This is a genomic window from Arthrobacter sp. 2MCAF15 (assembly GCF_052115605.1).
Lineage (GTDB): Bacteria > Actinomycetota > Actinomycetes > Actinomycetales > Micrococcaceae > Arthrobacter.
Window position 1 is genome coordinate 138830 of sequence record NZ_JBFRGZ010000007.1, and the last position, 11983, is coordinate 150812.

At 66.6% G+C, this 11983-nt stretch carries 14 protein-coding genes; 10 read left to right on the forward strand and 4 right to left on the reverse strand.

Annotated features, from left to right (window positions below; genetic code table 11):
- The first annotated feature begins 4 nt into the window (after positions 1-4).
- The 5 genes from AB4089_RS10345 to AB4089_RS10365 all read left to right on the forward strand — a co-directional run bounded on the left by AB4089_RS10345 (position 5) and on the right by AB4089_RS10365 (position 6775).
- Positions 5-1384 (forward strand): sensor histidine kinase, encoded by a 1380-nt coding sequence (locus AB4089_RS10345; RefSeq protein ID WP_441409194.1) that lies wholly within the window; start codon positions 5-7, stop codon positions 1382-1384.
- The gene (locus AB4089_RS10350) at positions 1344-2153 is read left to right on the forward strand and encodes a response regulator (RefSeq protein WP_441409195.1); all 810 of its coding nucleotides are present in this window, start codon (positions 1344-1346) and stop codon (positions 2151-2153) included. Before AB4089_RS10345 ends, AB4089_RS10350 begins: the two co-directional genes overlap by 41 nt.
- Before the next feature lie 286 nt (positions 2154-2439).
- On the forward strand, positions 2440-3924 hold the full coding sequence (locus AB4089_RS10355; protein WP_441409196.1) for an amino acid permease: 1485 nt from the start codon (positions 2440-2442) through the stop codon (positions 3922-3924).
- Positions 3925-4416: 492 nt separating this feature from the next.
- Positions 4417-5328, forward strand: a complete 912-nt coding sequence (locus tag AB4089_RS10360; RefSeq protein ID WP_441409197.1) for an intradiol ring-cleavage dioxygenase — start codon at positions 4417-4419, stop codon at positions 5326-5328.
- A 121-nt stretch (positions 5329-5449) separates the two neighbouring features.
- Complete coding sequence (locus tag AB4089_RS10365) at positions 5450-6775, forward strand: M18 family aminopeptidase (RefSeq protein ID WP_441409198.1); 1326 nt, start codon at positions 5450-5452, stop codon at positions 6773-6775.
- A gap of 14 nt (positions 6776-6789) precedes the next feature.
- Here the strand turns inward: AB4089_RS10365 and AB4089_RS10370 are convergent, their stop codons facing one another.
- Positions 6790-7473, reverse strand: coding sequence for a DUF1345 domain-containing protein (locus tag AB4089_RS10370; protein WP_441409199.1), 684 nt, complete (start codon positions 7471-7473; stop codon positions 6790-6792).
- 258 nt (positions 7474-7731) lie between these two features.
- On the opposite strand from AB4089_RS10370, the gene rpsF reads away from it, so the two are divergent.
- From rpsF to rplI, 4 genes are all read left to right on the forward strand, one after another.
- Positions 7732-8037, forward strand: a complete 306-nt coding sequence (rpsF, locus tag AB4089_RS10375) for a 30S ribosomal protein S6 (RefSeq protein ID WP_026266755.1) — start codon at positions 7732-7734, stop codon at positions 8035-8037.
- 55 nt (positions 8038-8092) lie between these two features.
- On the forward strand, positions 8093-8665 hold the full coding sequence (locus AB4089_RS10380) for a single-stranded DNA-binding protein (protein ID WP_390201359.1): 573 nt from the start codon (positions 8093-8095) through the stop codon (positions 8663-8665).
- Between the two features lie 125 nt (positions 8666-8790).
- Positions 8791-9030 (forward strand): 30S ribosomal protein S18, encoded by a 240-nt coding sequence (gene rpsR / locus AB4089_RS10385; protein ID WP_003800144.1) that lies wholly within the window; start codon positions 8791-8793, stop codon positions 9028-9030.
- An 18-nt stretch (positions 9031-9048) separates the two neighbouring features.
- Entirely contained in the window at positions 9049-9501 is a 453-nt protein-coding gene (gene rplI / locus AB4089_RS10390) for a 50S ribosomal protein L9 (protein ID WP_018775331.1), read from the forward strand.
- A gap of 138 nt (positions 9502-9639) precedes the next feature.
- On the opposite strand, the gene AB4089_RS10395 is transcribed toward rplI, so the two are convergent.
- A complete protein-coding gene (locus tag AB4089_RS10395; RefSeq protein ID WP_441409200.1) occupies positions 9640-10062 on the reverse strand; it encodes a DUF1801 domain-containing protein in 423 nt (140 codons plus the stop codon).
- 155 nt (positions 10063-10217) lie between these two features.
- Here AB4089_RS10395 and AB4089_RS10400 point away from each other — a divergent pair, with 155 nt between their 5' ends.
- Positions 10218-10844: an FMN reductase gene (locus AB4089_RS10400; protein WP_441409201.1), complete on the forward strand. Its 627-nt coding sequence runs from the start codon at positions 10218-10220 to the stop codon at positions 10842-10844.
- Between the two features lie 20 nt (positions 10845-10864).
- Here the strand turns inward: AB4089_RS10400 and AB4089_RS10405 are convergent, their stop codons facing one another.
- Together AB4089_RS10405 and AB4089_RS10410 are read right to left on the reverse strand one after the other, a co-directional pair.
- The gene (locus AB4089_RS10405) at positions 10865-11437 is read right to left on the reverse strand and encodes a hypothetical protein (protein ID WP_441409202.1); all 573 of its coding nucleotides are present in this window, start codon (positions 11435-11437) and stop codon (positions 10865-10867) included.
- A gap of 3 nt (positions 11438-11440) precedes the next feature.
- Complete coding sequence (locus AB4089_RS10410) at positions 11441-11908, reverse strand: hypothetical protein (RefSeq protein WP_441409203.1); 468 nt, start codon at positions 11906-11908, stop codon at positions 11441-11443.
- Positions 11909-11983: the final 75 nt, after the last annotated feature.

The window sequence follows — 11983 nt, forward strand, 5'->3', positions numbered from 1 at the left end:
GAGCATGATTGATGCTGTGTCTGTAAGGGACGCGTCAGCCGGTTCGGCTGACGCGTTCCTTGCCGAACTCACCGCACGCCGCCGCGGCCGGCTCCGGCGCTACCTGCTGGCCAACCCGCGGGTCATGGATGTCCTGGTGGTGCTCTGCTACCTGCTCCTGGTCACGCCCACCGCGGTAGAGTCGGTCACCCACGGCGACTGGCCGGTGGCCGTACTTCTTGCGGCGGCCGCACCCGTCCTGCTCTTCCGGCGGGCCTATCCCGTACGGGTGGTGGCGGCCGTGGGGGTACTGGAACTGGCCGTCACGTTCCTGCACCCCTGGGGATCCAACGTCTCCGCCGGGCTCTGGTTCTCGCTGTACGCCGTCGCCGTGGTCCGCTCGCGGCGGTTCGCCCTGACGGCCCTGGCCCTGACCACCGCCCCGCTGGTCCTCGTATACTTCCTGCTGGCCGTGGGCCCGCTGGATGGGCGGCTCCCGGACATGGCAGTCCGCACGCCGGAGAATTTCCAGCTGATCACCAGCATCGCCGCCGGCATCGGCATCACCCTTTCCAACGTGATTGCCACGGGGATCGGAATTTCGGTCCGGCAGCGCCGCGAGCATGAGCAGGAGATTGCCGCATGGGCCGCCCGGGCCCAGCAGCTGGGCTCAGTCACCGAACGGAACCGGATCGCCCGTGAAATGCACGACGTCGTGGCCCACTCCCTGACGGTCATGATCAGCCTGTCCGATGGCGCCGCCGTCGTCCTCAAGAAGGATCCCGCGCGCGCCGCCGGCGTCCTCGAGGAACTCTCCCGGACGGGACGCACGGCTCTGGCCGACATGCGGCGCGTCCTGGGCGTGCTCCGCGAGGATTCTGCCGCGGGAAACGCCCCGCGCGAGCCGCTGGTGGCCGGAGACGGACTGGCCACGCTGCTCGAGGGTTTTCGCACCGCAGGACTGCCGCTGCACTACACCCACACCGGCCCGTCGCTGCCCGGGGATGCGGCGTTCCAGCTGACCGTGTACAGGATCGTGCAGGAATCGCTGACCAACGTGCTGCGCTACGGCCGTGCGCTCAGCCGGGTGGATGTCAGCATTGCCCGCGACGGTTCCAGCGTGGTCATCGAAGTGGTCGACGACGGCCGGGGCACAGTTGATCCCGGCGGTCACGGCGCCGGCCCGCAAGGCAAGACCGACTCCCTGGATTCGCTCGGCACCGGGCACGGAATCGACGGGATGCGGGAGCGGGCCAGGATCTACGCAGGCACCGTGCACGCCGGGCGCGCCGGCGACCGGGGCTGGCGGGTGCGTGCGGAACTGAACTGCAACGGGGACAATGCAACCGAAACAAGGGGGGACTATGGTCGACAAAGGACCGGTTCGCGTTCTGCTGGTGGATGACCAGCCGCTGCTCCGGATGGGGTTCCGCCTCATCTTGGAGGGTGAAGATGATTTGTGCATCGTGGGCGAGGCATCCAACGGCGCCGAAGCGGTCCGGTACGCCCGGGAGCTCGCGCCCGACGTCGTCCTGATGGATGTGCGGATGCCCGTCCTGGACGGGATCGAGGCCACCCGGGCCATCGCGGACTCGGGCTCCGACGCCAAGATCATCATCCTGACCACCTTTGACCTTGATGAATACGCCTTTGCGGGGCTGCGGGCGGGGGCCTCGGCCTTCCTGCTCAAGGACGTGGCGCCGGCGGAACTGATCAGCGCGGTGCGGGTTGTGGCCAGCGGTGACGCCGTTGTGGCGCCCCGGGTTACGCAGCGGCTGCTGGAGACCTACGTCCGGGGTGCCGGGGCGGTGGATCCTTCCGGGGGTACCGGTCCTGCCGGGGATGCCGGCCCTTCCGGGGCGGGCGGCGGCGGTCAGCGCACCGGCGGTCAGGGTGATGGGGCGGACGACGGCGGCCAGCCGGCCGGCAGCCCGGCACGGCCCGCGCGGGATCCCTTGCTGGAAGACCTGACGCCCCGCGAAAACGAGATGCTCGGAGCGCTGGCGGAGGGGCTCTCCAACGCCGAAATCGCGCACAGGTACTTCCTGTCCGAGGCCACGGTCAAGACGCACGTGCGCCGGATCCTGACCAAGCTCCACCTCCGGGACCGCGTCCAGGCCGTCGTCTACGCGTACGAGACCGGCCTGGTGGTGCCGAGCAACGCGGACTACTGACGGGGGCTGCCTGCCGGCGGTGCCGAACGGTTACCGGCGGGTAGTGCCTGAAGCAGTGGTTTCAGGCACATTGCCGAATTGCCAATGGGGCAACTTTGGTTGCCTTGGAGGCTCTTTTGTTGGGGAATGGCCCGGTCCTGCCCGCCGTCATTTGTGGGATTGCACAAGACGGAGCGTGCGCCGGGCGGTCTAGTGTGAAACGACACTGTGGTCCGCCGCACAGCATGGGTTCGATTCCGTGCCGGCAACGAGCGGGCCTGAACCCCCCACGAAGGACGGCGCTTCCATGCCCGCTGACCAACAGCTCTCAAAATCCCTGAAACCCAGGCACCTGTCCATGATCGCCATCGCCGGTGTAATCGGCGCCGGACTGTTTGTCGGTTCGGGTGCGGCGATCCAGCAGGCCGGCCCGGGCATCCTGGTGGCCTACGCCGCGGCGGGTCTAGTCGTCATCCTCGTCATGCGGATGTTGGGCGAGATGGCTGCGGCCAACCCGGAAACCGGCTCGTTTTCCACGTACGCGGACAAGGCGCTGGGCCGCTGGRCAGGGTTCAGCATCGGCTGGCTCTACGCCTGGTTCTGGATCATCGTCCTTGGCATCGAGGCCACGGCAGGGGCGGCCATCATGCACCGCTGGGTTCCGGGCATCGACCAGTGGGTGTGGGCGCTTGCCCTGATGGTGCTGCTGACGCTGACCAACCTCGGGTCCGTGAAGTCCTACGGTGAGTTCGAGTTCTGGTTCGCTTCCATCAAGGTCGCGGCAATCGTGCTCTTCCTGCTCTTCGGTGTCGCCGCGATCCTCGGCTTCATCCCCGGTGTTCCGGCCCCCGGACTGGACAATCTGATCGGCAACGGCGGGTTCATGCCCAACGGCCCGGGCGCCGTCCTGGCCGGCATCCTCGTGGTCGTGTTCTCCTTCTTCGGGGCGGAAATCGCCACCATCGCCGCCGGCGAATCCGAGAACCCGGTTGATGCCGTCAAGAAGGCCGTGAAGTCCACCGTCTGGCGCATCCTCGTCTTCTACATCGGCTCCATCGCCATTGTGGTCACCCTGCTGCCCTGGAACTCCGCGTCCGTCGCCAAGAGCCCCTACGTTGCGGTCATCGAACTGTTCGGCATCCCCGGCGCCGGAACCATCATGGACGTCGTGGTCCTGACCTCGGTGCTCTCCTGCCTGAACTCGGGCCTCTACACCGCCAGCCGCATGCTCTTCTCGCTCTCCCGCCGCGGCGACGCCCCCAAGTCATGGATGCGGATTTCCAAGCGCGGCGTGCCTGCAGCTGCAGTGCTGGCCTCCACGGTGGTCGGCTTCGTCACCGTGGGCCTGAACTACATCGCCCCGGACACGGTCTTCCTGTTCCTGGTCAACACCTCCGGCGCCATCGCGCTGTTCGTCTGGCTCGTGATCGCCTCCTCCCAGCTGATCCTGCGCCGCCGCATGGGCGCCGCCGCCAAGGACCTCCAGCTGAAAATGTGGCTCTTCCCGTACCTGACCTGGTTGTCCATCGTCAGCATCGTCGCCCTCCTGATCGGCATGGTGATCCTGGAATCCACCCGCGAATCGCTGCTGCTCTCGCTCGCCCTCGCCGCCGTCGTGGTGGGAATCGGAGTCTTCCGATACCGCAGGAACGGCGCCCAGGCCGCCGTTCCCGCAGCCGGTGACGCCACTGGTGCCGCCGGGACCCCTGCCGGGGATGCTGCGGTGATTGGCGCCGAAGCCCAGGTGGTTGACGCTGAGGACGCCACGGTGGGTGCCCGCCCGGTGTCGTAAGCCGCCAGTTCACCGGAGCACCCACCCCAGCACCACCTCACCACTGGACATGCCCTCCCCCGGATCTGAAGAGTGGACATAATGCCATCATGTCCATTCCCTGGCACGTGGCGAGGGCATGTCCGTGCGCATCAGGGGACATGTCCCTTCTTGGGGCCCAGGGGAGCGCATGTCCGGTGCACCAGGGGACATATCCCTTCCCGGGGTCGTGGAGAGCGCATGTCCAGCCTTGCCGACGCGGGACCTGTCCGGACTTTGCCGCAGGCGGAGAGCAATTTCTGAGGAATGAAATCCGGACATGCCCTCGCTCGGAAACCAAGGCTGGACATAATGCCATCATGTCCAGTCCCTGGAACCTGGGGAGGGCATGTCCGTGCGCACCAAGGGGCATGTCCGGTCGCTGCGCTGGCAAAGGGGCATGTCCAGCAAGGCCACAGCCGCTTCACAGGAAAGGGCTAGCCAGCCCATAGTGCCGCCGGGTTCCATGGGACCATGACAAAAACGCCCCAGCCCCCGCACGAGCAGCATCCCAACCACGACCGCGGCCTGGAGTTCGACCTCTCCACGCTCATGAGCCGCCGCTCGCTGGGCATGTTCCTGGGCGCGGGAACCGCAGCCGCCCTGGCAGCCTGCAGCCCGGCCGGCACCAGCGGCAGTTCGACGTCGGCCTCGTCCGCCGAGGCTTCGGCGGCCACAGCTCCGGCGACGTCGGCCGCGGCGGCAGCAACGCCGTCGGCCTCGTCCACTCCGACGCTGACCCGTGCGATCGCCGAATGCGGCGCAGAAATCCCTCAGGAAACCGCGGGTCCCTACCCTGGCGACGGTTCCAACGGCCCCAATGTCCTGGAGGCCTCCGGGGTGGTCCGCCAGGACATCACCTCCAGCTTCGGCACCGCCACCAGCACCGCCGAGGGCGTGCCGCTGACGGTCACACTGACCCTGCTCGACAACGCCAACGGCTGCACGCCGCTGGCCGGAGCCGCCGTCTACGCCTGGCACTGCGACCGCGACGGCAAATACTCCATGTACGATTCCGGGCTCCAGAACGAGAACTACCTCCGCGGCGTCCAGGAGGCAGACGCCAACGGGCAGGTCACGTTCAAAACCATCTACCCCGGGGCATACAGCGGCCGCTGGCCGCACATCCACTTTGAAGTCTTCGAGTCCATGAGCAATGCGACGGCGGCCGGCCAGGTCCTGGCCGTGTCCCAGATCGCGCTGACCGAGGCGGCCTGCAAGGAGGTCTACGCGTCGGCCGGCTACGAAACTAGTGCCCAGAACTTCCCCCGAACCACACTGAAATCCGACAACGTCTTCGGCGACGACGGCGGCATCTACCAGCTGGCCGCCATGAGCGGCTCGGTAACCGCGGGCTACACCGCAGGTCTCAACGTCACCGTCTAGCCACAGCGGCGGATCCGAGCCACAGCGGCGGAGCCGGCCCGGCGGCGGCGGCACGGCCTTGGCACAGCGGCGTGTCCGGCGCACCCCGGGGCCGGGTGCGGGCCGGGCTAGACTCGGAGCCATGCCAACACCGAGCACCGCAGCAGAGCACATCCAGGACCTCGGCGCGTATGTCAGCGCGTCGCCGTCGAGCTTCCACGCCGTCCACGAGGCCGCGCGCCGGCTGGATGCTGCGGACTTTACGGGCCTGGATGAACTGCACGCGTGGCCGGAACCCGGAGCCGCCGGAGCCGCCACGGCCGGCAAGTTCTACGTGATCCGCGACGGCGCCCTCATCGCCTGGGTGGTGCCTGCCGGCGCCGGCCCGACCACCGGCTTCAACATCCTGGGCGCGCACACGGATTCGCCGTCCTTCAAACTCAAGCCGAAGCCCACAACGGGCAAGTTCGGCTGGCTGCAGGCCGGCGTCGAGGTCTATGGCGGACCGCTCCTGAACTCCTGGCTGGACCGCGAACTCCAGCTCGCCGGCCGCCTGGTCATGCGCGACGGCACGCAGCACCTGACGGCCACGGGCCCGCTGCTGCGCTTCCCGCAGCTCGCCATCCACCTGGACCGGGCCGTGAACGAGGGCCTGGCCCTGGACAAGCAGCAGCACATGAATCCAGTCTATGGCCTGGGCGATCCCGCCGGCGAGGACCTCCTCGGGCTCCTCGCGGACCGGGTCGCCGGTGCCACCGTGGATCCGGCCCAGATCGGCGGGTACGACGTCGTCATCGCGGACACCCAGGCCCCGGCGGTCTTCGGCGCGCGGGGCGAATTCTTTGCCTCCGGCCGGCTCGACAACCTCTCCGCGACCCACGCCGGGCTCACGGCGCTGATCGCCCACGCCGGCACGCCGCTGCCGGACGGTGCACCCATCGCCGTGCTGGCCGCCTTCGACCACGAGGAAATCGGCTCAGCATCCCGTTCCGGCGCGTGCGGACCCATCCTCGAGGACGTCCTGGTGCGGATCTCCGACGGGCTCGGTGCCTCGGCCAGCCAGCGGCGGCAGGCCTTCGCGGCGTCGTTCTGCGTCTCGGCGGACGCGGGCCATGCCGTGCACCCGAACTATCCGGAACGGCACGATCCGGCCAACCGGCCCGTCCTCAACGGCGGGCCGCTGCTGAAAATCAATGCCAACCAGCGCTACGCGACCGACGCCACCGGCGCCGCCCTCTGGGCGCGGCTGTGCACCGACGCCGGGATTCCGTACCAGGAATTCGTCTCCAACAACGTGATGCCGTGCGGCTCGACGATCGGCCCGCTGACCGCCACCCGACTGGGAATCCGGACGGTCGACGTCGGTGTTCCCCTGCTCTCGATGCACTCGGCGCGCGAGCTTTGCGGCGTCCAGGACCCGCACCGGCTGGCCACGGTGACGCGGACGTTTTTCCGGACGGCGGCGTAAGGTCCCGGTACGGACTACGCGGCGACCCCGACCACGAGGTTGATGGTGGTAGCCAGGATGATTGTCCCAAAGAGGTAGGACAGCAGGCTGTGCTTGAGCGCCTCTGCCCGGATGCCATGGTTCTTGAGGGCGGTGTCTGAAACCTGGTATGTCATGCCAAGGCTTGTGGCCAGGTACGCGAAGTCGGTGTACTGCGGCGGCCGGGTCTGGTTGAAGTCGATGCCGCCCACCGCGGAGCCTGCTTTCCGTCCCGTGCCGTAGTACAGCTCGGCATAGCGCAGTGTGAAGAGGGTCTGGACGAGCGTCCAGGACAGTGCCACCGAGACCACCGCGAGCAGGCCGCCCCCGATCCGGGACACGAAGTCGGTGTTGTTGTGGGAATCCACGATGACCGCCGCTGCCGCGCCCAGGCTGGCCACATTTGCCCCCAGAATGAGCAGGTCCGTGGTGCTCCGGGATGGATCCTCCGCTGTGGCGTGCAGCCGTGTATCTGCCGGATCGAGGCCCCCGATGACCAGCCAGACCCAGACGATGTAGGTCAGGGCAGCCCCGCACCAGCCAATCGTGGGAGCCTGTACCCAGTGCCCCGCCACTCCGGCTGCGGTCGCGGCAAGCAACCCCGCCAGCAGCATGACGGCGAAACGCAGGCGGCTCTTCCTGGTGCGCACAGCACCTCGGTGCGGGGATCCGGTGTTCATTCCCTGATCATGGCATGCCGACGGCGGCAACCGCCGCAACGGTTATCCACATGCCCCTCCGGTACTCTTCCGGGCCTGGCCGCAGGGCCGTACGGTGGGGGCACGGAATCGCCGAAACCGGCGCGGATGCACTAAGCTATTGAAGTCTGTGCTGCGCCCTGCCTCCGATCCGGTGGCCGGGCATTGCATGGCACCGCAAATGAACCTCCTGTTACGGAAATGCCGTAACCGCTTAGCCCAAAGGAGGTGGGTTCACATATGCGTCCTTACGAATTGATGGTAATCATCGACCCCGAGGTCGAAGAGCGTGCCGTTGAGCCGTCGCTTCAGAAGTTCCTGAACGTCATCACCAACGATGGTGGAACCATCGAAAAGGTTGACATCTGGGGCCGTCGTCGCCTGGCTTACGAAATCCAGAAGAAGTCCGAAGGTATCTACGCCGTGGTGAACTTCACCGCTGAGCCGGCTACCGCCAAGGAACTTGACCGCCAGCTGAGTCTCAACGAGACCATCATGCGCACCAAGATCACCCGCCCCGAAGAGCAGAAAGTTGTTGCTGAGTAATTCAGCGATCAACCTTCAATCTTTATCCCCGCAGGAACGCACAAGGAGGCAGTAGATGGCAGGCGAAACCACTATCACGGTTGTCGGTAACCTCACCAATGACCCCGAACTCAGGTTCACACCGTCCGGTTCGGCCGTAGCGAATTTCACCATCGCTTCTACTCCCCGCACCTTCGACCGGCAGTCCAATGAGTGGAAGGACGGGGAAACCCTGTTCCTCCGCGCGTCGGTCTGGCGCGAAGCAGCCGAAAACGTCGCCGAATCCCTGACCAAGGGCATGCGCGTGATCGTCTCCGGCCGCCTGAAGAGCCGTTCCTACGAAACAAAAGAAGGCGAGAAGCGCACCGTTATCGAGCTCGAGGTCGACGAGATCGGCCCGAGCCTGCGGTACGCCAATGCCAAGGTCAACCGCACCCAGCGCTCCGGCGGTCAGGGTGGACAGGGTGGCTTCGGCGGCGGCAACAGCGGTGGCTTCGGTGGCGGCCAGGGTGCAAACCAGGGCGGCAACACCGGCGGACAATGGGGCGGCAACCAGCCCGCCGCGCAGGAAGACCCGTGGGCCACGCCCGGGGTCAGCAATGCGGGCGGCGGCTGGGGCAACGGCCCGGATTCCGAACCTCCCTTCTAAACAACATCTAAGGTCCGGCAACGAAAACCGCCGGGACGCCGCAAGGCGCCCGGGTGCAGACCGCGCCGGATCACCACCATCCCGTGGATCAATATCCACGGGCTCCATCGAATAGGAGCTCCACGATGGCTAAGGCTGAACTCCGTAAGCCCAAACCAAAGTCCAACCCCTTGAAGGCCGCTGACATCACTGTCATCGACTACAAGGACGTAGCATTGCTGCGCAAGTTCATCTCCGACCGCGGAAAGATCCGCGCCCGTCGCGTCACTGGCGTCACGGTGCAGGAACAGCGCAAGATCGCCCAGGCAATCAAGAACGCCCGCGAAGTTGCTCTGCTGCCCTACTCCGGCGCTGGCCGCGGTTAAGGGAAGGGATTAACTAAAATGGCAAAGCTCATTCTGACCCACGAAGTAACCGGTCTCGGTGCTGCTGGCGACGTTGTCGAGGTCAAGGACGGTTACGCACGTAACTACCTGCTGCCCCGCAACTTCGCCCTGACCTGGTCCAAGGGTGGCGAGAAGCAGGTTGAGTCCATCAAGGCTGCCCGCGTTGCCCGCGAGCACGCTTCCCTGGAAGACGCTCAGAAGCAGGCTGCTGCACTCTCCGCCAAGCCGGTCAAGCTGGTCGTCAAGGCTGGCGCAACCGGACGCCTGTTCGGCACCGTCAAGCAGGGCGACGTGGCCGACGCTGTTGAGGCCGCTGGCCTGGGCCGCATCGACAAGCGCAAGGTTGAACTGCCGGCACACATCAAGTCGACCGGTTCCTACCAGGCAAACGTCCGTCTGCACGACGACGTTTCCGCTGTGATCGAACTCGACGTCGTCGCAGGCAAGTAGTCTTTCGACTCCCGGCCTCACCGGCCAGGCAGTCCTGAACTGCTGGAAGGCCCCCGCCTCCGGACCCCTTTGAGGGACCGAAGGCGGGGGCCTTCCGCTTTAACTTCCGCTTTAACTGTCACGCGGGGCGGATTCGCCTTAGCCGTGGTGCAGCACCGTGGTGACGTGCCGATAGCCGTGCCGGATCAGATCCGCCAGCACGGCCTCGTCGACGTCGTCGAGTTTGTTGACGTACAGGCAGCCGGCACCGAGCTTGTGCTTGCCCAGCCGGCCGAGCAGATCGTTAGCCTCCGGCCCGTCGGTGAGCCCGTAGAGCGACAGGCTGGATTTCCTGGGCGATAATCCGATCGCAGGGGCATCACCTTCCCTTCCGCTCGCGTACTTGTAGTGGTAGCGGCCGAAGCCCACGATGGTTGGGCCCCACATTTCCGCCGCTTCCCCCGTGATTCCGGACATCAGCGTGAGCAGCCGCAGCCCGTCGCCGCGCCGGACCGGGTGCTCGACGGCGGCCAGGAACTCCTCGACAGACGCGCCGGTTGCCTGCGTTTTGTTTTCAGCCATGAGGGCAGTCTTCCAGAGCGCGGAATCCCTGTCAGTCGGCGCGGCCTGTGGGGGAGCGAAAGCCCGGGAATAAATCCACGCCTCGGGCCCTTGAAAGGGTAGATGCAAACGCATGTATTAGCGTTGCTGACCTGGATTCAACTTAGGAGCACTCCGTGGAAACCCGCCGTATCACCGTTATCTCCGCCGGACTGGGCGTCCCGTCGTCGAGCCGTCTGCTGGCCGACCAGCTGGCGGCGTCTGCCGAGCGGCAGCTTGCCGCGGCGGGCTACGCCGCCGATGTCGAGGTCGTGGAACTCCGGGACCTCGCCGTGGACATCGCCAACAACTTCGTAACCGGCTATGCGGCTCCGCGGCTGGCCGAAGTGATCGCCGGCGTCCATGCCTCCGACGGCATCATCGCCGTCAGCCCCGTGTTCAGCGCCTCCTACAGCGGGCTTTTCAAATCCTTCATCGATGTCCTCGATCCCAAGTCGCTGGAGGGCAAGGCGGTCATGCTGGGCGCCACCGCGGGCACGGACCGGCACCAGATGGTGCTGGACTTTGCGATGCGGCCGCTTTTCACCTACCTGCGCACCAGGATCGCGGCCACCGCTGTTTTCGCCGGGCCCCAGGACTGGGGCAACAACGACGACGGCGGCTCGCCGCTCTCGGCGCGGGTGGACCGGGCAGCGGGGGAGTTTGTCAGCCTGCTGCAGGACTCAGGGCCGCAGCAGAAGCCGGCGCCCCTGGAGTCGCTGCCGTTTGAGCAATTGCTCGCCGGCATCTCGGGTACGCGGTAGCGCCGGAACGGGAGTCGTGCTCAGTCGCCGAGCAGGGCGATGAATTCCCTGGCCTGCTTCATGGAAATATCCGAGTGGCGGGTCAGGGCCGTCGCTGCGGCCTCGGTGTCGCCGCTCTTGGCGAGAGTGCGGATCCTGCCGTAAATCTCATCATTGAGCATATTGCTGCTCACCTCGCGCGTGACATCTCCCTTGCTGGCGATGGCGCGGTAGCGGTACGGGAACCGCTGCGGCACGTCCTCCTCGTCCGCAACGGCTTCCGGTGCGGCCTCGGGGGCCCGGTAGGGCTGGGGGTGCGCCGCCAGGGCCGCGACGGCGTCGCGGGACGCCCGGAGGCCCTCACCGGTGGCCTCGAGGTACACCTTGATGGCGGCCATGGCCTGCCCCTGGGCTATCAGTGCGTAAAGCCGCCGGTGCTGCTCCTCGTTGAGCCTGGCGGCCGCGGCGCGGGCCAGGTCGGCGGAGTCGGGCGCCGGCTGCGGCATGGACGAGGGCGTGGGGCGTTCGCCGCGGCGGCTCCAGGCCCGGACCCCTATCAGCACCCCTGCGGCCACTAGGACCAGGATCAGTACGGGAATGAGCAGCGAATCCATGCGCTAGAGCCGTTCTACGTAATTCTTGGCGGTCTTGTGGTCCGAGTGCGTCGCCTGCTGCAGCATCCGCGTGGCCTTGATCTTGTGGCCGCTGCGGGCCATCGACTGAAGCTCCAGGAAGAGTTGGGGGCTGAGCTGTCCGAAGGCGAGCAGGGTGTCCTGGTGGCCGGGGCGGGCCCCGGCAAAGGTCGCGGCGCTGTGGGCCAGCAGGGCGGAGCGGGCGTGGTCGGCCTGTTGTGACTGCTGCGCGGAGTTCTGGCTAGGACGGGTGGTCGCTTCGATCTTGGCGCGGGCAGCAACCGCAGCCTGGACCTGCGCCGAGTAGTGCGCCTGTGACTTCACCGCCAGTTCCCGCTGGTAGCGCTCTGCGTCGGAAATGCCGAAATTCCGCGGTTTCAGTGCCGTGACCATCGCCCAGAGCACCGCCGTCAGAATGAGGGCAGGCAACATGACTATCAGTACATCGGCCATGCTTAGAGCTTATGCCAGATTGCGGTTATCCACAGCATATTCCGCACCGCACGTACAGTGCCTCCGCGGCCGGCG

Bases quoted from the DNA above. Each gene is read 5' to 3' on its own strand.
- AB4089_RS10345 (WP_441409194.1), top strand. From the start codon at position 5: ATGATTGATGCTGTGTCTGTAAGGGACGCGTCAGCCGGTTCGGCTGAC.
- AB4089_RS10350 (WP_441409195.1), top strand. From the start codon at position 1,344: ATGGTCGACAAAGGACCGGTTCGCGTTCTGCTGGTGGATGACCAGCCG.
- AB4089_RS10360 (WP_441409197.1), top strand. From the start codon at position 4,417: ATGACAAAAACGCCCCAGCCCCCGCACGAGCAGCATCCCAACCACGAC.
- AB4089_RS10365 (WP_441409198.1), top strand. From the start codon at position 5,450: ATGCCAACACCGAGCACCGCAGCAGAGCACATCCAGGACCTCGGCGCG.
- AB4089_RS10370 (WP_441409199.1), bottom strand. From the start codon at position 7,473: ATGAACACCGGATCCCCGCACCGAGGTGCTGTGCGCACCAGGAAGAGC.
- rpsF (WP_026266755.1), top strand. From the start codon at position 7,732: ATGCGTCCTTACGAATTGATGGTAATCATCGACCCCGAGGTCGAAGAG.
- AB4089_RS10380 (WP_390201359.1), top strand. From the start codon at position 8,093: ATGGCAGGCGAAACCACTATCACGGTTGTCGGTAACCTCACCAATGAC.
- rpsR (WP_003800144.1), top strand. From the start codon at position 8,791: ATGGCTAAGGCTGAACTCCGTAAGCCCAAACCAAAGTCCAACCCCTTG.
- rplI (WP_018775331.1), top strand. From the start codon at position 9,049: ATGGCAAAGCTCATTCTGACCCACGAAGTAACCGGTCTCGGTGCTGCT.
- AB4089_RS10395 (WP_441409200.1), bottom strand. From the start codon at position 10,062: ATGGCTGAAAACAAAACGCAGGCAACCGGCGCGTCTGTCGAGGAGTTC.
- AB4089_RS10405 (WP_441409202.1), bottom strand. From the start codon at position 11,437: ATGGATTCGCTGCTCATTCCCGTACTGATCCTGGTCCTAGTGGCCGCA.
- AB4089_RS10410 (WP_441409203.1), bottom strand. From the start codon at position 11,908: ATGGCCGATGTACTGATAGTCATGTTGCCTGCCCTCATTCTGACGGCG.